We start from the raw sequence: 25,492 nt of genomic DNA on the forward strand, positions 1-25,492 counted from the left end.
ATATTTTGATACATGAAAGATAATTATTCAAAAATAGCCGTATGGCAGACTGCTTTTCTTGGGGATGTTGTTCTTACTTTGCCGTTTATCAAGGCTCTTTCCCTGAGGTATCCCGATGCCGAGATCCATCTGTTTGTCCGTAAAGGGGTTGAGCCTCTTTTTAAAGCACAGAAGGAACTGGCCGGGGTCCACGCATTTGATAAACGCGGGGCCCAGAAAGGAATGAAGGCCGCTCTGGATTTCGGGGCCCATATAGGCCGGCAGGGTTTTGACCTATGGATTTCCACCCACACAAGCCTGCGCTCGGCTGCTGTCGGAATGGCCAGTGGAGTAAGTCGCCGTATCGGTTATGATTCTCCCTGGTATAACGGTTTGATCTACACTGATACCGTCAAACGCCGTTTTGAAGAACTTGAAGAAGTCGAGCGGTTGATGGCTCTGGGAGGCCCGCTTGGTATTTCCGGTCCGGCTCCGGAATGTGGTCTTGATATTGATGAAGATGTCCTTGAGGAAGCCCGTGTGTTTTTTTCCGGATTCGGCGAAAGGAAGGTCCTTGGAGTTAATCCTGGATCAACCTGGGAAACCAAGAAATGGCCGGAGCACAATTTTTCCCGCATAATCGAGAAGGCTGTCGACTCGGGATATGCTGTGGTTCTTTTCGGTGGTCCTGATGAAGTGGAACTGGCTGGTCGGGTTGCCCGTCAGTCTGGACGTGAAAACCTTATCGCAAATCTTGCCGGCAAGCTCAATCTGCCACAGCTTGCAGCCCACCTGCGTATGCTAGATCTGTACCTTACCAATGATTCCGGGCCGATGCATATTGCCTGGATACAGGATGTTCCGGTTCTTGCCATGTTCGGACCTACCGTCAAAAGGTTCGGGTTTTTTCCCCGTGGTCCGGGTTCAACCGTGCTGGAGTCCCCGGAGGTTCTGAAGTGCCGCCCTTGCGGTCTGCATGGAGGGAAAAGCTGTCCCGAGAAGCACCATAAGTGTATGAAAGATATTACCGTTGATGCGGTATGGAATGAGATTTTAAGAAAAACAGGATGTCAGGGAGTCGCGGGCTGATGAAAATTTCAAATAAGTTATTTTTGTTGATTATCGCTGCTATGCTGCTTTTGGTTCTTGCGGGATGTAAAATCAAGGGTGTCGGGCAAAGATCAGAAGCTCCGGTAAAAGCTGTCCAGCCTGTGCAGCCAGTCAAAACTTCTTCAGCTCCTGTGGTCGAGAAAAAGAAAAGCGTTATTGTCTGCACTGAAGGCTTTATGCGTGCGGCCAGATATTTTTCCTATCTGCACCGCGAACACGAAGGAGTTAAATCACTGATCCTGCGCACTCCGGCAAGCAATGGCACGGCGGAGTCTGATCTCAGGGTTTCTTCCGGTATCAGGAGCCAACTGGCGGAACTGAATAAAGATGGTGATCTCTTGTCGGTTCTTGTTCTCGGGGACAGTTCCATTATTCCTCAGGTCAAATTCAGTTCGGAAAACGGAACTGCTGTTCACGTATCAGATTACGGATACGGCGGAGCGTCGCTTGCTCCCGAAAATATTGTTCCTGTAGGCAGGATTCCTGCCAGAACACCCGGGCAGGCCGAAGCCGTGGCTGAAAAATATGACCATTGGTATGAAGACCGGGCTTTCCGTCCCGCATGGCCGGTTTCTTTTGTGGGCGGCAGGGGATTCGGTGATGAAGACGTAGCCGATCCTGAGCTTCTTTTTTTCAAACTTCAGCAGGAGGGGATAGCCGGGCCGGAAGCTATCCGTTATCTGGGAGCTGCTGGCGGATGTGACCCTCGCAGACTGCGGCAGAGCCTGTCTCAGGATGATGTTTCTGTGCAGTGGCTGGCAGTCGATTCATGTGAAGATGGTTTCAGTGCCGGAAACGGAACTTTGACCGCATCCGAAATAATGGAACTTGATTATAAGCCGGGCCTTCCGGTTGTTCTGGTCCCTTCCTGTGAAAGACGCTCCCTTAATTCCACACTGCCAACGCCAGCCGAGGCTATGGTTCTTTCTCCCGGTGCCGGCCTTGCGGTGATAACCGGATGTGGAGACTCCGGGAAGTTGGGTGTGGAACTTGACGAAGGACGGGTCATGCGGGTTGATTCGAACGGAATCAATCGGTTGCTGATGGAATTTCATAAAGCTTATTTCAGCGGCAAGCACCGTATAGGCGAGGCTCTTACCGAAGCCCGTGCACAGTTTGCCGAGAATCTTGCCAAAGGTAAGAATACTTCACCGCTCTATGATATGGTTTTTTACGGTGATCCGGTCATGTCCCTGCCTTTGCCTGTGCGCACAGAATCACCTGCCTATACGGGACTGATCGCAGTCACCAAGCCGGAAAAACGCAAAGGCGTAGCTGTCTTCCCGGTGAATTCTACAATCTCTTTTGCTATGGAAGAGGGGGGGATTTATCCGGCTGTTAAGGTGCAGGTAATAGATCGCAGCACGGGCAAGCAGGTCAGTTCCATGAAAGTGCAGGAAGATGATGTTTTCAATTTCTCCGCAGACGGTGAAGGTCGGTACCTCATTTATTCAAGGCCGCTTGACGGACCGCTGGCATGGCAGTTCTTTGATGTTCGTTTCAATTCCACAGCTCCGGGAACAGCAAAAAATGTTGCAGCAAAGAAAACAGCTTCCCCGAAAGTAACAGCCGGGCTTAAACCTGTCCGCTATGCTATTCAGGTCAGCTCCAACAGGAAACCTTCATCCGCCGACAGGTTGCTTCAGAGACTCAGCGGGCAGGGCTATGACGCTTATGTTGTGGAGGTTGCTGAAAGAGGAAGGCGTAAATGGTATTGTGTCCGGTTCGGCAGCTTTGACTCATGGGCGGATGCAGTGGAAGCTGCCGCTGAGTATGAGCGTAAGGAGCAGGCAGATTCGAAGGTTGTCCGTTGTAACGGCGGATAATGTCTTTTTTGTAATGATTAATTAGTTGAGGAGCGCGATTGTTTTAGTTATAAATTCACTTTGAAAGGTATTATTTTGAGTTTTTGTAAAGGGTGAATTTGTGAACGAAAAAAGCACTAAACTGCTGAAGCTTTTTGCCGGTCTGGCTGTCTTTGCGCTTCTTGGCACACTTGCAATTTATGCCGCCGGTTTCGGCAGACCTGCCAAGCCTCAGCTTTCAGGGGCCTTCAGATTTTATAATAGTATTTCCGCTGATGAACTAGCTTTCAGTGACAATGAAGTGAAAAAGCTGAACAGAAGTCTATTTCGCAATAGGGAAGTGCTGGAGCAGGCCATTCTGACAATAACCGGAGTGGACCCTGAACCTTATCCGGATAAGATTGATCGCAGTTCTGAGCTTAAATTTTCAATGAAGATCAAATCGAAAAGCGGCATGATATTCACCCCGGAGACATCCTATTGCGTCCGCAACAAACTTGTAAGAGAGCTTGTTCTGAACATTGACAACGGTGCCAGAATACTGGCCCAGTATGCGGATAATCCGGCTTTAAAAAACAGGGATGTCAACATTATGGATATGTGATTGACTGCAGCTGTAGGGAATTATTAAGAATAGTTGAAATCATTTTCAAGTGGCAGTTGCGCTTACGGTAAATTTAAAGGCCCCCGATGGATTGTCGGGGGCCTTGTTTTTAATCAAAAAAGCATTTCACAACGTCTACCACTCTGTGTGCATCGTTTTCCGTCATGTGCGGACCCATGGGAAGCGATAAAACTTCTTCGTGTATGGCCTCGCTTATGGGAAAGGACATACCGGACATATCCTTGTATGCGCCCTGCTTGTGCGGGGGAACAGGATAATGGATGGAAGCTTCAATTTTGTTGTCAGCCAGATGTCTGATCAGGTCCTTTCTGTTTTTGCAGCGTACTACAAAGAGATGCCAGACAGACTGGTTTTTATCCTGAATTACCGGAAGAATGAGCGGAGTATCCGCCAGTCCTTTCAGGTATATTCCGGCAATGGTTTTGCGGGTCCAGTTCCAGTTATCCAGTTTATCAAGCTTCACCCTCAAGAATGCTGCCTGCATTTCGTCCAGACGGCTGTTGAAGCCGAAAGAATCATGAACGTATTTATCAACTGATCCGTAGTTGGCAATCTTGCGGACCTTGAGCGCGATGTTCTCGTCCATGGTTGTGACTGCCCCGCCATCTCCGAACGCGCCGAGGTTCTTACCGGGGTAAAAGCTGAAAGCTGCCGCATGGCCGAGTGTTCCGCACATGCGCCCTTTGTAGACTGCTCCGTGGGCCTGTGCAGCATCAGTGAGTACGAAAAGACCATGCTTTTCTGCAAATTCCATAATCGGGTCCATGTCTGCGGGCTGACCGTAGAGGTGAACGGGAATAATGGCCTTGGTTGCCGGAGTGAGAGCCGCTTCGAGTTTATCCGGATCGATATTATATGTGGATTCAACCGGTTCTACCGGGACGATGTTCGCTCCGGTTCTGGTTACCGCCAGCCAGGTGGCTATGAACGTATTGGAGGGAACAATAACATCATCACCGGGACCGATGTCCGCGGCCCGCAGGACCAGTTCAAGGGCTTCAAGACCGTTTCCGCAGCCGATGCAGTGTTTTGCCCCGGTATAGAGGGCGAATTCTTTTTCAAAAGCCTCAACCTCTTTGCCGAGGATGAACCATCCGGACTCAAGAACCCGCTTCGCAGCGGCATCCATTTTGGGAGCCAGTGCCTTATAAGTCCAGCCGACATCAAGAAATCTGATTTGTTTCATTTTCTTCCACCGCCTTTAGGAAATCTTCATAAGTGTAATAATAGTCAGTCGGATCATAAAACTCCGAAGCCAGCACCAGACACACTGAACCCGAGGAAAAATTTTCAAGTTCACGCCAGGTCATGGTCGGTATGTAAAGCCCGTAATATGACCTGTTAAGCGAGAATTTGGTTTTGGTCTTTCCATCATCCAGCACAACGTCAAAGCTCCCGGAAGCGGCTATTATGTACTGCCTCAGCTTCTTATGGGCATGTCCGCCACGACTCTCTCCACCGGGGACGTCATACAGATAGTACACTCTTTTGATATCAAAAGGAATATGGCGGCTGTTTTCAATAAAAGTCAGGTTGCCTCGGTTATCGTGAATCTTGGGAAGCTCAATAAGATGCGGTTTGTCTTCGGTCATTGTTTTTTTTCCTTCATTTCAATTTCAAGCAACCGGATATACTTTTGAAACGTGTAAAAGAATCCATGCACAGCGACTATGAATCCGGCCCGTCCGTCTAGAAATCCGGCTTTGAGTATATACTGTTTGAAAAATTTGCCAATGCCGTGCCCCAAGGAATCCTTCAGAGAGCCCCGGCGGCCTCTGGAGTAAAGATCTTCAGCAGCGTCCTGAGTATACTCGTTTATTTTATCCATGTGCTGGTGAAAATTTTCGTATGGGTAATGGATGATGTCACCGGAAAGTTCTCCCGCTTTATCAACCGGGCGCAGTTCCTCATGCGGACGAATGCCGCCTATGCTTATGCGGCCGTGGCGGAAGACCCGGTACAGTTTGTCCGGATACCAGCCGCTGTGCATGATGAAACGGTCAAGATACCATGAGCGCCGCGGGCAGTAGTAGCCGTCAATTTCCGGGGTCGGGCTGCTGATGGCGTTAAGTATGCTCTCTTGAAGTTCCGGGGAAATAAGTTCGTCCTGATCGATAGTTACAACCCATTCGGTATTTATTAAAGTCTGCGCGAATTTATGCTGCTCAATGGCTCCGCTCCAGTCATTATGGACTACACGGGCTTTGTGTTTTTGGGCAATTTCAAGGGTGGAGTCCGTGGAACCGGAATCTACAATCAGAATTTCGGAACAAAAGGAAAGGCTTTCCAGAGCTTCATCAAGAAGTCTTTCACCATTGAAAGTCAGGACCAGTCCGGTGATGGAATTCATTCGCTTGATATCCTATGTATTTTAGGCTCCCGGGCCTTATCGGGGGCATTGTATATTTAGTCGTTTGTCTTTCCAGTTGTTTTCTGCGGTCAGGAGGGCATTACAGACAGATGCGCTTGTGACCTTTAGATATTCAGTCCCATGTTCAGCAGATCTTTGAACTGATATTCTTCAATTATTCGTCTTTGTTCCTGAATATGTGAATGCTTTTTTGTCCATTGTCCAGTAGGGGCCGCGATCTATACCGAAAGCTTTACCGCAGGGGCAGTGGACTTTTCCGTCTTTCTCTTCGGCATTCCATATTTTTTTGATGCGGTCTTTGTGACAGCGGTGAACTTCACCCTGCCCTATCTTGTAGTATTTCCATAATTTTCTTCTGCAGGCAGCACATTTCAAAACAAGCATGAATCTCTCTTGCTACGTTTAAAGTTGTGTCGTAATTCTGAGTTTTTATCCCAATTATCGTGCCGAATAGCTGGACCCGAGCAGGGCTCTGTCTAAGACAAAGCCCGGGATTAAGCCTCCCATGTGAAAATTAGAATCCACCGGTGAAACAGGCTGATTCCGAAATGCTGGAAGGTTAACTATTTTACTAGAGTAACCAGATCGTAATCCGTTACATTGTCGATTTCGGCTTCCACCATCATTCCCGGTTTGATCTCGAAATCTTCCGGCGCGCTGATGTAGGTTATGCCGTCAACCTCCGGGGCCTGAAACCAGACCCGGCCGTTGAACAGCCCTTCCCATTCATTATTGGGTTCTTCAATCAGAACCTTGATTGTATCCCCGACTTTTTCTTCAAGTATCTCACGGCTTATTTCAGATTGCACTTCCATTAGAATACGGCGCCGCTCCTCACGAAGTTCTTCGGGGAGTTGCTCCATTTCTCCTGCGGGAGTGCCTTCTTCAGGCTGGTAGGCGAATACTCCCAGATGGTGGAAACGTGTATCCCTGACGAAGTCCACAAGAGTATTGAAATGCTCATCGGTTTCTCCGGGATAGCCGACAATAATGGATGTGCGAAGCACTGCTTCTGGAATGTGTCTGCGTACCCGGTCGATTACTTTACGCGGATCACGTGCAAAGGGGCGGCCCATTGATGACAGTACCTCTGAATGTGCGTGCTGAATGGGGATATCGAAGTAGGGCAGCAGTGGATTGCCGGCGGAGGCAAGAAAGCTGAGCATTGAATCGGTGAGCCCGGCCGGATAGAGGTACATCAGGCGCAGCCATTCAAGTCCTTTTATCGGGAGAAGTTTTTCAATCAGATTTCTCAGGTTCGTTTCATTATCGTTCAGGTCAGAACCATAGGCTGTGGTATCCTGCCCAACTAGAATAAGTTCCGGTATCCCCTGAGCCGCAATATATTTTGCTTCTTCCACCAGCCCGTCCATGGTTCGGCTCACGTGTGGTCCTCTAATTGATGGAATTGTGCAGAAGCGACATGAATGGGAGCATCCTTCACTCACTTTGAGGTAGGCATAGGCCGGTCCGGTGCTTACAGCGCGGCGCTGTTCAACAGGAAATTCCCGGTTGAGAGCTTTCTGGGCGAGTCCCGGCCACTTGTCCAGATCGTGGGTGGAAAGCCACAGGTCGACCTCGGGGATCTGTTCCGTGAGTGCTCCGTATCGGCTGACAAGGCATCCCGCAACAGCCAGTACTGGTTTTTCCTCAAGTTCCCCTATCATGCCCGCCACTTCAAGAATGGTGTCCACCGACTCTTCAGTTGCGGGACCGATGAATCCACAGGTGTTGATAAGTACAAGGTCGGATTCTTCGGGAGTTTCCGCGGCAAACATATTGTCACCGAATGTTCCCAGCATCCTTTCAGTGTCGACCCGGTTTTTGGGGCAGCCGAGGCTTATGGTGTAAACTCTGATTTTTTGTTCAGTCATATTTAAATCCCGTTTCGGGTTGATGCTTTGTAAAGTTGCTATATAGGTCAGAAGTCTTGCCGGAGCAATGGATATCCCATTAGCGCATGAGTGCAAAGCAGTAAATAATGACATTGCTGCTTGGTTATTTTATAGAAAATAGTTTATCCTGACTGCAAAGTCAGGATGACTGGTCTTTATTGGAGATAAAATGCTGGATAATTTGCTAAATGATATGAAAACGGATTGTATTGGAGTTGTGGGGTATTCATTTGCCCTCTCTTCAATCTCCATGCTTCTGCACGAAAGTAACCGCGAAGATGCGGGATTTGAACTCATGGCAGGAGTTCTTCTTGACGAGGGAGGAACCCCTCTGAGCTCAGGGTTTGATTTCCCACTTTACCGGAACGTTGATGAGATGGTTGGCGCCCATCCCGACATCAGTATGGTTTTCGAACTTTCCGGAGAACCGGAAATGGTCCGGTCGCTCAGAACAGTTTTACCGCCTGAAATAGGTCTGGTGGAACTGCCTGCCGCGCGTTTTTTCCTGCGTCTGCACGCCACAGACCGCTTATGGATAGCCTGTAAGGCAGACCTCATGCAGACTCAGGTGCTTTTCAAGTCTGTTGTAGACCAGATGCCTGAAGATATAATGATTATCGGCGCCGATGGCATGATAATGGATTGTAATCGGCCTTTCAGCATAAAAGCCGAAGAGTCCGTTGAGGCCCTCAGAGGGCAGAACCCTCTCCATTTTTATGATTGTCTCACCTCTGTCTGTCCGGTTGAAAAAGGGATTATTAAGGTAGACAGAATGCCTTGCGGTAAACACCGTGAACTGATGATGCCTGAGACTGACAAGGAGGGCAGGCTTAATTTTTTTCGCATCTATGTTTATCCCATCACCGAAGAAGGAAGTGATGAAGTTATCCAGTTGGTTGTCCTCCGCAGAAATATTACCGAGCGAACCATGATGGAGCAGCGGCTGCAGCAGTCCGAACGTATGGCAACAGTCGGTGAGCTGGCGGCCTATATTGCCCATGAGATTCGCAATCCCCTGATGGCCATGGGGGGCTTTGCGAAGGTACTGCTTAAAGATGAAAGCATTGATGAGGCGGGACGGCAGAAAATCAGGATCATTTTTGAGGAATCAGAACGTCTGGATAAGCTTTTGAAAAGTATATTGAGTTTTGTACGCTCCAAGGATGTTGAGAAAAATAAAATTGATATAAACAGGATCGCTGCCGATGCGATGCAGTTGTTGTCTCTTGGATGTCAGTTACAGGATATTCATGTTGAGTTGGATCTGGATCCTGAAGCACCTTTCGGGGTGGGCGGAGCTGAACAGATCAGGCAGTGCCTGATCAATGTGGTCAAGAATTCCATGGAAGCGATGCCTGATGGCGGAAAAATCAAGATTTCAACAGGGGTAAGCGGAAAATATGTCTGGCTGGAGGTCCGGGATAACGGGCCGGGAATCAATGATGAAATCAGGGCTCAGGTTTTTGATCCGTTCTACTCCAGCAAAATAAACGGAAACGGACTGGGGCTTCCCATGGTTAAGAAGATCATGGAAGAGTTCGGTGGCGAAGTCGAGCTGGCCAGCAGGCCGGGTAAGGGTACAAGTGTGGCTTTGCTTCTGCCGATAGCCAATGCGGTTGCTTAAAAATCTTCTACAGCGTATTACTCACCAATCATAACTTTATGGAACCGATGGTGCGGATAATTTTTTATCCGTGTATTTTTATATTTGTACGGGAGACAGAATTGAAAACAGTAGTTCTTGCCACTAGCAATAAAGGCAAAATAGCTGAGTTTAATGAGCTTTTTAAAGGTATTGGACTTGAAGTGAAAGGATTGGATGAATTTCCTGAAATCGGTGAGATTCCCGAACCTGGGGAAACCTTTCTAGAGAATGCCATCATCAAGGCCCAGACTGTTGCAAACCTGACCGGACTTGTTGCCGTTGCTGATGATTCCGGCCTTGAGGTCGATGCCCTTGATGGAGCTCCCGGAGTTTATTCGGCACGCTACAGTGGTGCTGAAGCCACACCTGAAAAGAACAATGCCAAGCTTCTGGATGCCTTGAAGAACGTGGAAGAGGAGAAGAGGACCGCTCGTTTCGTCTGTGTGATGGTAGCGGCAACTCCTGATAATATCCGTATCCAGAGCCGGGGAGAATGGGAAGGCCGGATCGCTTTTGAACTTTCAGGCGATCAGGGTTTTGGTTATGATCCTCTCTTTTTTGATCCAGAGCTTGATTGCGTAGCCGCTAAAATGACACGGGAAACCAAAAATGCCCGTTCCCACCGAGGCAAGGCGATGCGGGCTTTAATGGATCAATGGCCTGAATTTCAGAAGAAAATCACCAAGTAATATTTTTGTCAGCCTGCCAGGAAAGTAATCAGGAGAGTTTAATATGTGTGGAATTATAGGATATGCCGGACACCGTCCCGCTGTTCCCCTTATTGTAGAGGGATTGAGAAGACTTGAATACCGCGGTTATGACTCTGCCGGTGTCGCCACCATCCAGAACCGGGAAATAGAGCTTGTGCGGGCGGAAGGAAAACTTGCCGCCCTTGATGAAAAACTGGCTCAGAAAAATATTACCAATTCCACTTTCGGTGTGGGACACACCCGTTGGGCTACTCACGGTGTGCCTGTAGAGCGCAACGCACATCCCCATCTGGATATGGAAGAAAAGATAGCGATGATTCATAACGGTATCATCGAGAATTATCAGGAGATCAAAAACGATCTGCAGTCCAAAGGGTATGAGTTTCGTTCTGATACCGATTCAGAGGTTCTTGTTAACCTTATTGCCGAAGGGCGCAAGCATAACGGGACCATGCTTGAAGCAATCTCCTGGGCACTCAAGCAGGTGGAAGGCGCCTATGCTATCGCTCTGGTGCTGATTGATGAACCGGGAACAGTGTACGCGGCCCGTATTGCCAGTCCGTTGGTTATGGGAGTCGGTGTAGGTGAAAATTTTGTCGCTTCCGATATCCCCGCCTTTCTTCCCTACACCCGCGAAGTGGTGTTCGTTGAAGATGGAGAATTACTCAAAGTTACCTCTTCAAGCTGGGAAGTCTTCAACAGTGTGACTCTTGAGCCGGTAGAAAAGGAAGTCAAAACGATCAACTGGGATGTTCAGGCCGCTCAGAAGGGTGGACACAAGCATTTTATGATCAAGGAGATCTTTGAACAACCCAAAGTTATTTCCGATTGTCTTGCTGGGCGTATTGACCATGTCAGAAATGATGTTGTGCTATCAGAGATTGATGATCTTGAACCGCCGGAAAGGCTCCATATTATAGCATGTGGGACTTCCTACCACGCTGGACTTTGGGGCAAGTATCTCATTGAACAGTGGGCAAAGATACCTGTTGAAGTGGAGATTGCCTCCGAGTTCCGTTATCGTGATCCGTTGTTGCCTAAGGGTGGAGTGGCTCTGGCGATCAGCCAGTCCGGGGAAACAGCTGATACTCTGGCAGGAATAAAGCTTGCCAAGGAAAAAGGGCTGCCCATAATCGGCCTTTGCAATGTGGTAGGGTCAAGTGTCGCCAGAGAATCCGACTATGTAGTCTACACTCAGGCCGGCCCGGAAATCAGTGTTGCGTCGACCAAAGCAATGTGCAGTCAGCTGACAGCTCTTCTGCTTCTGGCTATCTATTGGGGCAAAAAGAAGGGGACATTGGATGATGAAACCAGTGCCCGAGCCGCAGCAGACCTGTGCAAAATCCCGTCTATTCTTGAAGCAGAGCTTCCCGCCATGCGCATCAAGGCCAAAGAGCTCAGCAGGGAATATTCAGAAGCCTACAGTTTTTTCTTTCTGGGACGCGGGCTCTATTTCCCTCTGGCCTTAGAGGGAGCCTTGAAGCTCAAGGAGATTTCATACATTCATGCTGAAGGATATGCCTCCGGTGAGATGAAGCACGGACCGATCGCTCTGATTGACCCCAAGTTTCCCACTTTTGCGATGGCGCTCAACGATGATCTGTTTCCAAAAGTGAAATCAAACCTCGTAGAAGTTCAGGCTCGTGGCGGTGAAATTATCGCCCTTACCAACCCCGGCGTTGAGCTTGACGTGGAGCACCGCTGGTCATTACCGGAAGTCTGGGGACCGCTGAATACTTTCATAGCACTTCCCGCGCTCCAGCTCTTTGCTTACGAGACAGCCGACTACCTTGGTAAGGATGTCGACCAGCCTAGAAATTTGGCCAAGTCGGTCACTGTCGAATAGTCTAAGTATCTGATTTTATTAGCAAAAATATATTATATTAGACATAAATCGGTCAACTAAAGCCGCTTCTGCTAGATTGAAAATATGATCTAAAACAGGAGCGGCTTTCTTATGTCAAAAAGAAGTAACAGTTTAACAGCAGTTATGATCAAAAGGTTGATCAAAGAAGGGCAAGTTTCTTTATATTTGACCGGGGCAGAATAGGGAACCGTCAAGATGGGAGGCTTGACAAGCTGTTTGTAATACACAGCGGGGGGCTCGAAAATTATCCTTGAATCAGAGTATTTCTGGCAAATGGATATTCTTTTAGTGATTTTGTTAGTTCCTTCACTTCTTGTGAAAGTTTTTTTTCGTCATCAAAGGCCAGAACAAAATTGGCTTTAGGCAAACCTCCCTCTACTTCCATTTCCAGAAAATCACCTTTTTCAATTTCATTCTGCACTGCAAATTTCATCAGGATAGCACCTCCTATATCCTGATAAATAAAAGGCTTAATGACATCTGCGCTGAGATTGTCCATGGCAATATTCGGCTCTCCTACCTTATTCTTGATATACTCATCAACGATATAAATATTGCGCTCCTGTAAAAGCAGCGGGATTGAAGCGATTTCTTGTGGAGTAATGCGTTTCTTTTTGACGAACCCTGATCCTTGCATGACAACTAGGACCAGCTCCTCGGAAAATAGGGGAATAGCTTTGAAATTCGGTTCAGGCGGCAAGCTTGCCGAAAGAACAAAATCAATCTCATTGGAATGTAGCTTTTCAATCAGGTTGGGAACTGTATCCAATACCATTTTCACGTTCAGATTCGGCTTCATTTTTTTAATTACGGCAATCAGATTGGGCAGGATGTACCTGGCGAGAACATGATGTGCCCCGATGACCACTTTATGGGCATGGGAATGCATCAGTTTTTCAAGTTGGTCTTCTAGTATTTCCGCCTCCTGGAAAACCTTTTCGGCCTGTTTGTAGATAACCTCGGCATCCGGAGTGAGTCGCAGAGAATTGCCCTCTCGGATCAATAACTTGAATCCTGCCCAACGTTCCAGTTTCTTTATCTGCATGGTCACAGCGGAGGGAGTCACAAAAAGAGACTCTGCCGCCTTGGAAACACCCTTGAATTTTGCCGCTAGATAAAAACAACGCAGTTGATTTAGATTTATCTTCATAATTTTTGCTATAACTAAAGGTGTGATCCCTATTTTTCGCGAGATTTAACAAGCATAATTTAAGATATTTTTGTGCAATTATTTCAAATAAGTATAGAGATAGGAGCTTGGAATGCCTTTGTGCAAAATGCCACAAGTTGTTCCAGCGGATTAACTAAAACTTAAAACCAAGTCAATTTAATTGTCTTGTACACGACCCCGACTACGGGCATTAATCCAATTATTCACAAAGTCCTGATCAGACCAACTTTGCTTAAAATCGATTGTTTATACAGATGGAGGAAATGATAATGAGTACAAGTGCTACCGCCCCCCCGAGCGGAATATCTCTGGTCCAGAAAATAGGTTGGATTTTGTCTCTGGGAATACCTGCTTTTATCCTGCTTACTGTCGGCGGCGAAGGCCTGTCCCGCGAAATGATTCTTTTTATGGCCATCACCAGTTGGGCTGTTGTCTGCTGGGCGACTGAAATTCTACCCCCGCCGCTTGTGGGTATTATCCTGCCCATTTTTTATTTCGCATCCAAGATTGCCCCGGCTTCAATTGCGCTGGCAAAGCCGTTCGCCACAGTTATACCGTGGGCAATAATCGGTGCACTCATGATCGGGATCATGGCTCAGAAGACCGGACTTGCCAAGCGCATTGTTCTTAAATGCATGGTTATGACCGGCTCCACCTATCCCGGCCTGTTCTTCGCCATGTTTTCAAGTGGTCTGATCCTGACCCCGCTGGTTCCTTCGGCTACAGCTAAGTGCGCCATCATGCTCGCTCTCGGCGTTGGTGCCTGCGATGCTCTGAAGCTTGAAAAAGGAAGCAAGGAATCAACCGCAGTTGTTTTCGCCGCCTTCCTCTCTGTCTGCGGACCCCGTTTTGGTATACTTACAGCATCGCTGGAAAACCTGACCATAACCAGACTCATGGCAACCGTCACAGGAGAAACCGTCGGTTATGCAGACTTCGCCATACACAACTTCATCCCCGCCATTATCTACAGCGGTCTTTCCATCTGCCTCGTCCTGTTTATGGTTCGAGGAAAAGGCAAGCTCAACAAGGATGAACTGCTCAAGCAGTACAGCGAAATGGGGCCCATCACCCGCGATGAGTACATTGCCGGTGTCCTTGCTGTGTTTGCCGTCGCACTTGCTGCAACCTCTAAATATCATGGACTTCCGGGCATGCATCTCTTTGTAGCCATCAGCGCCATTGCATTTGTGCCCAAGATCAACATCCTCAACCAGAAGGATTTCAACGGACTCGCCTTCCCCATTATTTTCTTTGTGGCCGGTTCTCTGGCAATCGGTTTTGTGGCCGGACATGTAGGCATCGGTAAATGGCTCAGCGCACATATGCTGCCGCTGGCTCAGTCCATGGACAGTGTCTTTGGGCTTTCCACTCTGGCTTACGCCTTCGGTGTGTGCTTCAACTTCATTCTCACCCCGTTGGCGGCTCAAGCCTTGATGACCGTCCCCCTTACCGAACTCGCCGTCTCCATGCACGTGCAGCCCTATCCGGTTATTTACAGCTTCCTCTACGGCACCGACCAGTATCTCTTTGCCTACGAATTCGCCCTGCTGCTCTTTTTCTGCTCCACCGGACACCTGCAACTGCGTCACGCCATGAAGTTCCTTGCCCTCCGCATGGTCTTCTGTCCGGCCTTTCTGGGACTTATTGCGGTTCCTTACTGGACCCTGCTGGGAATCGTTTAAAATAGTTAATCAAAATAAATCTGAGGAAATATAAAATGATTCAAGAAATTAACACCCAAGAATACGATGCTCTTGATGCGTCCGGCCCCATGCTGGTGGAATTTTACTCTAAAAGCTGCGGCCCCTGCAAAATGTTGGCATTCGTTCTTAAAGACATCGACAAAATGAATCCTGACTTCAGAATTTTCACCATAGACTACGATGAAAATCAGGATCTCAAGGAACGCCTTGAAGTCAAAGGCTTCCCCACAATGCTGTTTATGAAGGACGGCGTGGAAGTTAGTCGTCTGCAGGGGCTGAAACAGAAGCCCGCCATTGTGAAAGAAATTGAAGCACTCGTTTAATCAAGGAGCCACAATCATGAGCAACTGCATTACTTATACCTGCGAAGACCACCTGATCACCAGTCAGGCCAAAGCTGAAAAGGCTTTTCTGGCTGAGTTTGATAAGAACAGCTACACTCTTGAAAATCCTCTTGTTGTTGAGAATCCATACCTCATCAACCCCCTCTGCGCTCTGGTGATGTTCACCACTGCTGAGGAAGTTTCCGTGACAGTTACTATTCGCGGCAAGCGCATCCAGCGTGAGGATCTTAGCCATACTTTTGCTCCGGCAAAAGTACATAAGCTGCCCATTCTCGGTCTTTACGAAGATTTCGACAACAAAATTAAAATCGAACTGTCCAACGGTTCAAGCACTACCTTGACCATCAAGACCGGAAAACTTCCTGCACGGGTCAGCCGCTGTAGACATATTTCCACTTCCATCGATTATCTCAAAAACAACCTTATGTTCCTGAGTACTGCTGGCAAGAACAGCCCTGCGGCATACGACTACAAAGGCAATATCCGTTGGGTGTTGACCGTGAATACCATGTTCGACCTCAAGCGTGCTGAAAACGGGAACTTGCTTACCGGTTCTCCACGTTTCTGCCACATGCCCTACAACGCCACTGGCCTGATCGAAATCGATATGCTCGGTAAAATATATAAAGAATACCGTCTTCCCGGAAGCTATCATCATGACCAGTGGGAAATGGAAGACGGCAACCTGCTTATCCTTACTCAGGACATGCATTCCGATACCGTGGAAGACCAGTGCGTTCTGGTTGACCGCAACACAGGTGAAATCCTCAAGACCTGGGATTTCAAAAATGTTCTGCCGCAGGATGTTGCCGGTTCCGGCTCTCAGGATGCTCACGACTGGTTTCACAACAACGCTGTCTGGTACGATAAAAATACCAATGCCCTCGTGCTTTCCGGACGTCATCAGGATGCCATCATCAGTATTGATTACGATTCCGGTAAACTGAACTGGATTCTCGGGGACCCTGAAGGCTGGCCGCAGGAACTCGTGGACAAATACTTCTTCACCCCGGTTGGCGATGTTGAAAACTTCGACTGGCAGTATGAACAGCACGCCTGTCTGGTAACACCTACAGGCGACATCATGTGTTTTGACAACGGCCAGTATCGCGCCAAGTCAAAAGAAAACTACATCAGGAACTCCGAGAACTTTTCCCGTGGTGTTCGTTACCGCATCGATACTGACAAAATGGAAATCGAACAGGTCTGGCAGTACGGTAAAGAACGCGGACCAGAGTTCTTCTCCCCTTATATCTGCAACGTTGAATATTACGCAGAAGGACACTACATGGTCCATTCCGGCGGTATCGGCTATGAAAACGGCCTGCCCGCCGATTCACTCGGTGCTTTCCTCGACAAAAATGACCCGAATGTTGAATTGCGTTCAGTTACCATTGAAGAAAAGGACGGCGTGGTCCTCTATGAAATGGAAACCGAAGGCAACTTCTATCGTGCAGAAAAGCTGCCTCTTTACCATGATGGTGAAAACGTATCTTTCGGCCCCGGCCAGTTACTAGGTAAGCTAGATGTAACCCCCACTTTCGACACTGATCCCGAAGTTGAAGAAGTGAATGAGCTTCCCGACTCATGGCACAATATCATTATCGAAGAAGATGAAGACCGCTTTGTTTTCCATGGCAAATTCGAGCGCGGCACCCTTGCCATGCTCTGCCTTGACGGTGATGAAGGCAAACACAACTACTTCATCAACACCGCTGCAGTGCGCCATCTGGCCATGTGCTCCGGTGCTTTCCTTGAGGATGATGACCGCGACGTAAAATTCAACGTCAGCAAGGAAGGCCTCAAAGGGCGCTACACCCTCAAGCTGATTATTAACGAAAAGAAATATCATCTCGGTGTTTCTATCTTTGCCGGATAAACCTCTATTGACATGCCCGCAGCAGACTGCTGCTGCGGGCATCATTCTTACATATTTCAGGAGTTATCATGAAAACTTATGATGTCCTCATTATCGGTGCAGGCCCCGCCGGCATGACTGCCGCTATCTATGCTATTCGCGCTAACATGTCGGTTCTTATGATCGACAAGCTCTCCCCCGGCGGACAGATGGTCAACACCAACGAGATCGAAAACTACACCGGGTCAGGTGTGGTTAACGGTGCGGAATTGAGTATGCAGATGTTTGAACATACCCAGGAGCTGGGGGTGGAATTCGATTATAAAACCGTGCTGGATATCGTTGATAACGGCGAAACCAAAACCGTTATCTGTGAAGAAGACGATGCCCGCTTTGAAACACGTACTGTAATCATCGCCACTGGAACCGTACCCAGAAGACTGAACGTCGCAGGTGAAGACAACTTTGCCGGAACCGGAATCAGCTGGTGTGCAATCTGCGATGGTGCCCAGTACCGCGACAAGGACGTTGTGGTTATCGGCGGTGGTAATTCCGCTGTGGAGGAATCCATTTACCTTGCGGGAATCGCTTCTTCCTTGACCATTGTGACTATGTTCGATCTTACCGCCGATCCTAAAGCCTGCGACCAGCTTCGGGCTATGGATAACGTGACCATTTATCCCTATCAGGATGTACTTGAATTCACTGGGGAAGGAGTTCTTGACGGCATCCGCTTTAAATCCACCAAAGAAGACGCAACCGAGCGTCACGTAAAATGTGACGGCGTATTTGAATACATAGGACTTATGCCCACTTCCGAAAATTTCAAAAGTCTCGGAATTCTTAATGATTTCGGATTTATTGAAGTTGATGACGAAATGAATTCTTCCGTAAAAGGCATCTACGGTGCAGGTGATATCACCAGTAAAAAACTCCGCCAGATAATCACAGCCTGTTCCGATGGAGCCATCGCCGCCAACAGCGCAGCCAAGTACGTTGAAAGCCTCAATGGATAACATATAACTACCTAAATATATTGGAGTAAAAATGAGTTCTAAGATAGTCCGACTTCTGGCCGGATTGGTATTGTTGTGTCTGGCGACTGCCGCTCACGCTGAAGAAAAATACCCCGTAGCATGGGGACCGGCCAGTGCAACCTTTGGCCCCAGCGGTCTGAACATCCCTGCAGGTAAATTTGCCATCGGCGGAAACATTGTTTTCAGTGACAGCAATGGTGTCTGGCGCAACAGCAAACGGGTAAATGGAAATGTAAAGGGCACCAAGTTTAATCAGGTTATCAAGATGCGCTATGGTATCTGGGATGGTCTTGATGTACGCGCTGCAACCCCGATCTACAATGTACATCTGGATAAAACCACCGGTTCCGACAAAGATGTCTACGGTGTCGGTGATACAACCGTCCTTTTCCACCAGAGACTGTTGAGTCAGAAGAAAGGTGATCCTTTCTCTCTTGCATTTGATGCGGGTTTCGTACTGCCCACCGGGACAGTCAGCGAACATTCATCCGATGCTGCGGGCAACGCGGCATGGGGTCTAATGGGCGGTATCGGCGCAACCTACTTCTTGTATTCAAACCGTTTTGATACAGAAGTAAACTACGCAACATTTGCAGAGGGCGGCCACAACTACCAGAAGGGCAACCGTCTGCGCTGGAACGCTGCATACGCATATGCCATTAATGACAATTGGGATGTTGGTCTTGAATCAAGCCTCGAGATTTATGATGAATCCGAAAGAAATGGTGTCATGCAGGATGATTCATCCCTTGAATGGTACGCAGGTCCTAAAGTGGCCTACAAATACAAGCCGTGGGGAACCTTTGCAGGTCTTACACTGAAAGCTCCAGTTCAACGCTGGTATGAAAAGAATAAAGTCTGCTCCGATGATTACCGTGTTGAATTCAAATTGATGAAGACTTTTGATCTGGCAAAACTTTTTGATTAGCCGGATCAGGATAAAAATAAAGAAGTAGAGCTTAAAGCGATACAGAAGAACAGGATTCTTATCCGGATATTCCGGAAAATTGGCTATGGTGTGATAACCCCCGGCTTCTCTGTTGAGGCCGGGGGTTATTATATGATGCGAAATTTGCAATGTAAGGCTGAGTTTAATTTTAATTATGTAATTTTCACTCCTTGGGTCGACAATAAAGTACAGGCACAACAGAAAACAGTCAGTATGGCGATGGTCATACGCCTGCATTCTAATAATTCTTCCGTAATTAAAGATGGTTAAGTTTAGTTGGTACTTATCATGGAAATATTCTAGAATTCTGGCATAATGCGCCTGCTAGAAAATACTAATGATAATTATTAATACTTTGAAGGATATTAAATGTCTGAACACTCTATCATAACACGAGAAACAGCAGAGATGGCTCTGGAGGAACATCATAGGTTCCAGGAAACCGTAAGCTCCAGAAAATACCAGATTCGAGATCGCAAAGGGCGCCTGCTGGAACATTCTTTCGGCGACGTAAAAAACAGGCTTTGCAGGGAGTTCCTGAAACATTCAGCTTTCGAGAATCAGGAAAATGAGCAGGTTTGCGAGCTGATTCAGTCAGGGCGGTTCATCCCTGCGGGTTCTATTCTTTCCGGGCTGGGCAATGAACATAACAAATGTTCGCTCAGTAACTGCTATCTTGCAAAAATAGAATCCGATTCACTTGAAGGAATTTTTGAAGCTCAGAAGAAACTGGCCCGTACATATTCTTACCGTGGCGGAAGCGGAATTGATATCACCATCCTTAGGCCTGCCGGAGATCCGGTGAATAATGCTGCGGTGACTTCTTCCGGGGCGGTGAGCTTTATGCCTCTTTTCAGTGAACTGACCAATACCATCGGGCAGAATGGACGGCGCGGGGCCCTGATGATCTCCCTTGATGTCAGACATCCGGACACCAGACGTTTTATCTGGAGTAAAAGTAAACCGGAAGAGGTCTTCGGAGTGGATTCCCTGACCGGCAAGGTTCAGGATGTTTTCGGCGCGAATATAAGTCTCAAGATTACTGATGAATTTATGCGCGCGGTTGAAGAGGACAAGGACTGGACATTCGTCTTTCCGCATAGATTCAAATTGTCAGGTAAAATATGCGCTGACTCAACCCTGCAACTGTTGCCGGAAGTCTTCGATGCTTTGAAACCCGAGAAAGGTGATCGCCTTCAGGCCGAGATTATGTATAAAGTTGTGGGAGTGGATGAGGCTAATCACTCCATTGAAGTTCAGCCTTATCTTCCTGCAGATGGAGAAGGCAATACAACCTGTGATAAGATTATGGAATTTACCCTTTCCAGAAAACGCAGCAAAACCTCGGACATCTTTGATCCTGTTAAATCCGTATACAATGAACTATGGGATGGGGATTACAGCCGTTGGGAGGAGCTCGGTCTTCCATTCAAAAAGTATAAAACAGTCAAGGCCCGGGAGCTTCTGGAGGAAATCAGCAATTCCGCATGGCAGTCCGGAGATCCGGGTATTCTCTATCAAGATACCACTCAGCGCAATACTCCGGGGACTTTCATTGACCCCGTTAGGCTCAAGCCCATGTCCACAAACCCATGCGGAGAGCAGGGTCTTGGATACTGGAACAACTGCCTGCTCGGAGCCATGGTGCTTTTCAAGTATGTGACCAATCCGTTTACACCGGAAGCGCGTTTTAATTCAGAGCTTTTCCGTGAAGATCTTGTCCGGGTAGTCACTTTCATGGACACCATGTCCGACCTGAATCTAGATAAACATCCACTTAAAGAGCACCGTGAGGCTGATAAATACGGCAAAAGAATCGGTATTGAGTTTACTGGCCTTGGCGATATGCTGGCCATGCTGGGCTTAAAATACGGCAGTGAGGAATCGATCTCGTTTATCAGGGATGTGTTGCGTGATAAAGCTGTTGCCGAGATTTCCATCAGCTGCGACATTGCTGAAAGATTCGGACCGGTTGAGGTCCTTGAAGACAAAGCTGCGCGTAAACGGTTTCTTGAAAGCCCCTATATAAAGAATCTGGATCTGCCCGAGAAAATGGGCAAAAGGATCATGAAGCACGGCTTGCGGCATACCGCTTTTAATACTGTAGGGCCTTCCGGATCCATTTCCATAATGTCTGACAACTGCACTTCAGGTATCGAACCCGCTTTCATGTTCAGCTACACCCGCGAGACTCGTCTTGAGGCGGGTAAGGTTTTTGAATTCATCCATATGCCGCCTTTGAAATGGATGATTGAAACCAATCAGGAAAAGCTGTTCGGAAAATATACCGCTGCCCAGCTCAAGGAGAAACTGAACTACGTTCAGGCGGATGAACTGGATTATATGGACCGCATCAGGATGCAGGCGGCAATTCAGGAGTATACGGACAGCTCCATCTCTTCCACAATCAATCTTCCCGAGGAAACACCTAAGGAAACAGTCTTTGAGATTTATCTTGAGGCATGGCGGCACGGCCTCAAAGGGGTCACTGTTTTCCGCAACGGCTGCAAAAAAGGTGTTCTTGATAAAGTGGAAGACAAGAAGGAAGCATCACCGAGTATGAAAGGCGAAGACCCTTCACTCGTTGAAAGAGAGCTTCACGATATAGAGAAAGCGGAAAGGCACAGGGTGATGTGGAAGGGATCTAAAATGTACATCATTGTATCCCTTGATGACTCAGGCAACCCTATTGAAATCTTCGTGAAATTACCCAAGGAGGCCGGAGTTACCGGCGATGGGTTCTACAATGAGCAGGTTTTTCAGGAAAAGTATTCATTGTGGGAAACCATAACCCGCCTGACCAGCATGCTGCTGCGGGTGGGCATGCCCATAGACCGTATCCTCACCCAGCTGGACCGCTCAAGCTATAATGTAATAGATGCTGCGGCAATTATCTCCAGAATTCTGCGCCAGTATATTTCTCTGGACGTGGATGACCGGACGATTGTGTCCAAAGAACTGGGGGCTCTTTGCCCCGAATGCGGCAAGAAAGCGTATGTTCCCGAGGGAGGGTGCAAGATCTGCAAGGCCTGCGGCTACACGACCTGTGGCTGATATTTGCAGCATGCTTTATAAAAAGTGATTTTGCAGTTGAATTGATATGCGCCCGGCAGGGCGTTGCTGAGGACAAGGAAATCCCCCGGAGCGGACGTTCCGGGGGATTTGTATTTAAGGGTATGCCGTAGTTGCAGTTGACTATTTGGAAGCAGTAACATCCTGTAGCGGTGCTTGAGCGTTTTGCAGGTTACGGCTTTGAAACAGTTCTATTCATGTGCTGTGGTTATGGTCGCAGGGTCAAATTAGGAAGGAAGTCGATGTTAAGGTGTAGTTGATTTTGCTTGATATTTTTGGAAAAATTTAGCTTCTTAACTAAGTGTTGATTTGCTTGATTGCTGAAATATGGCAAGGACCGTTGAGGTTTTGATAATTTGGGTTGATTGTTCGATCAGTAGTTTGAGACAAGTAAGTTAAATTACAGCTTAGTAATCTTTCCGGGGGTCTTTTTTCTTGCATAAATATGTGTGTTAGGGCAGAAATAATTTTTGTGTACAGGGGTGGAGATTTTAATTCAAAATTACATATATGTTTCCGGTTGTTACGGGAATATTATAATACAACTTCAAACCGAGTCGATGTATTTCTCTTCGAGGCTGTTGTTGTGAACGCCCGTTTTCAGGTTGTTTGTCCTGATGTTATGGTTCGTTACGTTAATTGCAGGGACTGAATTGCGCCATCAGGCGTTTTTAGTCAAAGAGTAACTCGACATAGAGCGTATAATATATTATGTTTACAGGTTTCAATAAATTCAAGCTTTACTTGTATATGTCCATAGCGCTGATGCTGACGCTGATCGGGAGTGCGGTTTTCAGTTTCGCTTTCCTTAAGTCGCTGTTTTCTACATCTGTGGTCATAAACTCGGTTATCATCGCGGTTTTTTTCTTTAGTGTCGCGACTGTCTTTCGTTATATTTTCAAAGTTCGCAGCGATATAGAAAATTTTGATGAGTTTTCGAAGTGGTGCGATTCACCTGAAGAGAGCACTTTTGATATTGATGACATCAAAGGCGGAATTCTTGGAACCGCTCTCGGCCCTATAGGATGTTCCATCAAGGAGTGCGGGGTTCTGGTGGTAGGTTCCTCCAGTGACAGCCGTTCCATTATTGAAGGTCTGGAGCAGAGTATCTCCTCCCGCTCTTCACTTGTTTCTTTTCTCGGTGGGTTTCTTGTCCTGCTCGGGCTTATGGGTACTTTCCTCGGGCTGACCATTACCCTGCAGTCCATGGGAGAAATTCTGAGCACTCTGGCGGGAGGTCTGACCGATGCCAGTGACACTTCAATCATGCAGGTCATGATTCAGCTTATTGTAGAACTCAAGGAGCCCATGGCCGGAATGGGTACTGCTTTTTCGACTTCATTGTTCGGACTGACTGGAAGTGCGGTTGTGGGCGTGCTGGCCATTCTTCTGAGCCGTATGCATGACCAGCTCAAGCATAAGCTTGAGGACTGGCTCAATGAAAAGACTGAGTTCTCCTCCCAGAACGGAACCGTTCATGGTGCTGCAGGTTTTCCTGCCGATGCCGACTTTTCAGGACAGCTTGCGGCTATCTCCGCTCAGTTGCAGCGGAACAATGACACTATGGTGGAAGCCCTTGAGAATACGAATAAATTTTTGTTGAAACTGACTCTCCTGCAACAGAAGTCGGCTGAAGCCATCCACACTGTTCAGGATCAGGCCATTGAGACCACCAAGGAGATCGGCCTGGGTAACGAGCTGACTGGAAGGCTTATCAAAGAGTCGCGACAGATGGTCACTGCACTGGAGAGAAACATTGAAGCCATGAATGGTTCCGGAAGCAAATAGTTTACTGTTAGTCTCGTCTTAGCCTGTAATTGTGAGTTGTAATTATGTTGAGGCATTTTTTGAAAAATATATCTTTGATATGGAGTGTATGCATTTGCATAACACTCCATTGTTCTTTTGCTTTTGCTGCAAATGCTACTGAGTCCCTGAAGGCGGAAAGCCTGTCTGCTATCGGCGCGAAGAACAGCGAATATACCAGTGCTGAAAATATCGACAGTTTCAAATCCGGAGTTATCAAGCTTGATAATCCGGGCGGGAATGGGACTTCCCTGCAGAAAAATGAAACAGGTTCATCCGATAAGTCAGTGCTTACCCTCCTTAATGCCTGTAAGCTTGCCGTGGACAATCACCCGCTGGTTGCTTCTTCCCGTTATTCCAAGATGGAGAAAGAAGCTGACTACGGTGTTGCCCGACGGGTTTATTACCCGCGTATTGACCTGACCGGTCAGGCCGGTCCTTCTCACAATCTGGATACCCATACAACCAGTTACGGACAGTCTTCAGTTGCCATGACCCATACCATCTATAATTTCGGTGGGCTTGAAGACAGTGTGGAGAGTGCCCGTTTCAAGGCTGAAGGGGCCAAATACCGCCTTGCGAGGACCCATGAAGATATCGCGGCCCTTGCAATCAATGCCTATCTTTCAGTCATGCAGGCTCAGGAGACTCTTGAGGTCTATAAAAATTCCCTCGAATTTTACGAGAAACTCCTGAACACCTTCTGGGAAAGGTACAACGCAGGAATATCATCCAAGGCGGATGCCCAGAAGGTTGAGGTTTCCCTCAGTTCAACCGAATCACAGGTTACGGTTCAGAACCAGCAGCTCAAAACGGCAAAGCTGCTGCTGGAAAATATTATCAAGCGCCCGGTTTATGAAGTGGAAATGGATGTGCAGGTGCTCAAAATGGATGTGGACCAGACACTTGAGCAGGCCTTTGAGTTGGCTAAAAAAAATAACGTTAACCTGAAGGCTTACGATGCCGAAATCCTTTCCCAGAAAAAAGCTGTCTCTACAATGGAGGCGGATTACTATCCTTCCTTCGGCTACCGGGTTGAGGCCAAGAGCGAGTTTCAGAAAGTGGACGGCTATGAGAACACTCTGGATGGGCAGCTGACAGTGAACTGGAATCTGTTCAATGGTTTTGCCACCGATAATGGCGTTAAAAAAGAACAGGCGGTTCTCAAAAGACTGATCGCAACCAAGGAAGCCACCGAACTTGAAGTGCAGAATATTCTTTCAGATGCCTTCAGCTCTTACAAATCATCCGAGAAAGAGTTCGAGTTGGCCAAAAAGGCTTACGACTCCAGTGTGTACCTGATGAGTCTTTATCTCAGTGAGTTTGATCTCGGTATCCGGACCCTGCTGGACCTTATTACCGCAAGGGAAGGGCAGACCAGTGCCGCTGTACGTGAAGTGAACGCTCGGTATGCAAGAGTCCGGGCAGCTCTCAATATTTATCTAGAACAGGGGCGCCTTGCGGAAGTGCTTGGTCAGCCTCTTGGAAACGATCCTTTTGATTCCTCTGAAGACACTCTCTACTCCGCTATAGGAGATTAGT

At 47.7% G+C, this 25,492-nt stretch carries 20 protein-coding genes; 14 read left to right on the forward strand and 6 right to left on the reverse strand.

Annotated elements, in window-relative coordinates:
* The first annotated feature begins 12 nt into the window (after nt 1–12).
* The 3 genes from ACZ5PW_RS03490 to ACZ5PW_RS03500 all read left to right on the forward strand — a co-directional run bounded on the left by ACZ5PW_RS03490 (nt 13) and on the right by ACZ5PW_RS03500 (nt 3,498).
* Nucleotides 13–1,068 carry a glycosyltransferase family 9 protein gene (locus ACZ5PW_RS03490; protein ID WP_464558022.1) on the forward strand — a complete coding sequence of 352 codons (1,056 nt, stop codon included), beginning with the start codon at nt 13–15 and terminating at the stop codon, nt 1,066–1,068.
* Nucleotides 1,068–2,915 carry a C25 family cysteine peptidase gene (locus ACZ5PW_RS03495; protein WP_464558023.1) on the forward strand — a complete coding sequence of 616 codons (1,848 nt, stop codon included), beginning with the start codon at nt 1,068–1,070 and terminating at the stop codon, nt 2,913–2,915. Before ACZ5PW_RS03490 ends, ACZ5PW_RS03495 begins: the two co-directional genes overlap by 1 nt.
* Before the next feature lie 100 nt (nt 2,916–3,015).
* Complete coding sequence (locus ACZ5PW_RS03500; protein WP_464558024.1) at nt 3,016–3,498, forward strand: hypothetical protein; 483 nt, start codon at nt 3,016–3,018, stop codon at nt 3,496–3,498.
* A 109-nt stretch (nt 3,499–3,607) separates the two neighbouring features.
* Here the strand turns inward: ACZ5PW_RS03500 and ACZ5PW_RS03505 are convergent, their stop codons facing one another.
* The 5 genes from ACZ5PW_RS03505 to rimO all read right to left on the reverse strand — a co-directional run bounded on the left by ACZ5PW_RS03505 (nt 3,608) and on the right by rimO (nt 7,764).
* The gene (locus ACZ5PW_RS03505; RefSeq protein ID WP_464558025.1) at nt 3,608–4,705 is read right to left on the reverse strand and encodes a DegT/DnrJ/EryC1/StrS family aminotransferase; all 1,098 of its coding nucleotides are present in this window, start codon (nt 4,703–4,705) and stop codon (nt 3,608–3,610) included.
* Nucleotides 4,683–5,111 (reverse strand): sugar 3,4-ketoisomerase, encoded by a 429-nt coding sequence (locus tag ACZ5PW_RS03510; protein ID WP_464558026.1) that lies wholly within the window; start codon nt 5,109–5,111, stop codon nt 4,683–4,685. Before ACZ5PW_RS03510 ends, ACZ5PW_RS03505 begins: the two co-directional genes overlap by 23 nt.
* On the reverse strand, nt 5,108–5,869 hold the full coding sequence (locus ACZ5PW_RS03515) for a glycosyltransferase family 2 protein (RefSeq protein ID WP_464558027.1): 762 nt from the start codon (nt 5,867–5,869) through the stop codon (nt 5,108–5,110). The genes ACZ5PW_RS03510 and ACZ5PW_RS03515 overlap by 4 nt, the downstream gene beginning before the upstream one ends.
* Nucleotides 5,870–6,040: 171 nt before the next feature.
* Complete coding sequence (locus ACZ5PW_RS03520; protein WP_464558028.1) at nt 6,041–6,274, reverse strand: hypothetical protein; 234 nt, start codon at nt 6,272–6,274, stop codon at nt 6,041–6,043.
* A gap of 179 nt (nt 6,275–6,453) precedes the next feature.
* The gene (gene rimO / locus ACZ5PW_RS03525) at nt 6,454–7,764 is read right to left on the reverse strand and encodes a 30S ribosomal protein S12 methylthiotransferase RimO (protein WP_464558029.1); all 1,311 of its coding nucleotides are present in this window, start codon (nt 7,762–7,764) and stop codon (nt 6,454–6,456) included.
* Nucleotides 7,765–7,954: 190 nt separating this feature from the next.
* Here rimO and ACZ5PW_RS03530 point away from each other — a divergent pair, with 190 nt between their 5' ends.
* From ACZ5PW_RS03530 to glmS, 3 genes are all read left to right on the forward strand, one after another.
* Nucleotides 7,955–9,409, forward strand: a complete 1,455-nt coding sequence (locus ACZ5PW_RS03530; protein ID WP_464558030.1) for a two-component system sensor histidine kinase NtrB — start codon at nt 7,955–7,957, stop codon at nt 9,407–9,409.
* A gap of 101 nt (nt 9,410–9,510) precedes the next feature.
* The gene (locus ACZ5PW_RS03535) at nt 9,511–10,119 is read left to right on the forward strand and encodes an XTP/dITP diphosphatase (RefSeq protein ID WP_464558031.1); all 609 of its coding nucleotides are present in this window, start codon (nt 9,511–9,513) and stop codon (nt 10,117–10,119) included.
* Nucleotides 10,120–10,162: 43 nt separating this feature from the next.
* Nucleotides 10,163–11,986 (forward strand): glutamine--fructose-6-phosphate transaminase (isomerizing), encoded by a 1,824-nt coding sequence (gene glmS, locus ACZ5PW_RS03540; protein WP_464558032.1) that lies wholly within the window; start codon nt 10,163–10,165, stop codon nt 11,984–11,986.
* A 265-nt stretch (nt 11,987–12,251) separates the two neighbouring features.
* On the opposite strand, the gene ACZ5PW_RS03545 is transcribed toward glmS, so the two are convergent.
* Complete coding sequence (locus ACZ5PW_RS03545) at nt 12,252–13,157, reverse strand: LysR family transcriptional regulator (RefSeq protein ID WP_464558033.1); 906 nt, start codon at nt 13,155–13,157, stop codon at nt 12,252–12,254.
* Between the two features lie 290 nt (nt 13,158–13,447).
* Here ACZ5PW_RS03545 and ACZ5PW_RS03550 point away from each other — a divergent pair, with 290 nt between their 5' ends.
* The 8 genes from ACZ5PW_RS03550 (at nt 13,448) to ACZ5PW_RS03585 (ending at nt 25,491) form a co-directional block, all read left to right on the forward strand.
* The gene (locus ACZ5PW_RS03550) at nt 13,448–14,863 is read left to right on the forward strand and encodes an SLC13 family permease (RefSeq protein ID WP_464558034.1); all 1,416 of its coding nucleotides are present in this window, start codon (nt 13,448–13,450) and stop codon (nt 14,861–14,863) included.
* Between the two features lie 35 nt (nt 14,864–14,898).
* Nucleotides 14,899–15,207 (forward strand): thioredoxin family protein, encoded by a 309-nt coding sequence (locus tag ACZ5PW_RS03555; protein WP_464558035.1) that lies wholly within the window; start codon nt 14,899–14,901, stop codon nt 15,205–15,207.
* A gap of 16 nt (nt 15,208–15,223) precedes the next feature.
* Entirely contained in the window at nt 15,224–17,107 is a 1,884-nt protein-coding gene (locus tag ACZ5PW_RS03560) for an aryl-sulfate sulfotransferase (protein WP_464558036.1), read from the forward strand.
* Between the two features lie 68 nt (nt 17,108–17,175).
* Entirely contained in the window at nt 17,176–18,102 is a 927-nt protein-coding gene (locus ACZ5PW_RS03565; protein ID WP_464558037.1) for an NAD(P)/FAD-dependent oxidoreductase, read from the forward strand.
* A gap of 31 nt (nt 18,103–18,133) precedes the next feature.
* Nucleotides 18,134–19,051 (forward strand): transporter, encoded by a 918-nt coding sequence (locus ACZ5PW_RS03570; RefSeq protein WP_464558038.1) that lies wholly within the window; start codon nt 18,134–18,136, stop codon nt 19,049–19,051.
* A 390-nt stretch (nt 19,052–19,441) separates the two neighbouring features.
* Entirely contained in the window at nt 19,442–22,126 is a 2,685-nt protein-coding gene (locus tag ACZ5PW_RS03575) for an adenosylcobalamin-dependent ribonucleoside-diphosphate reductase (RefSeq protein WP_464558039.1), read from the forward strand.
* Nucleotides 22,127–22,894: 768 nt separating this feature from the next.
* On the forward strand, nt 22,895–23,932 hold the full coding sequence (locus tag ACZ5PW_RS03580) for a hypothetical protein (RefSeq protein WP_464558040.1): 1,038 nt from the start codon (nt 22,895–22,897) through the stop codon (nt 23,930–23,932).
* A gap of 59 nt (nt 23,933–23,991) precedes the next feature.
* Entirely contained in the window at nt 23,992–25,491 is a 1,500-nt protein-coding gene (locus tag ACZ5PW_RS03585; RefSeq protein ID WP_464558041.1) for a TolC family protein, read from the forward strand.
* The last annotated feature ends 1 nt before the right edge of the window (nt 25,492 follow it).

The sequence above is a fragment of the Maridesulfovibrio salinus genome (assembly GCF_055394525.1).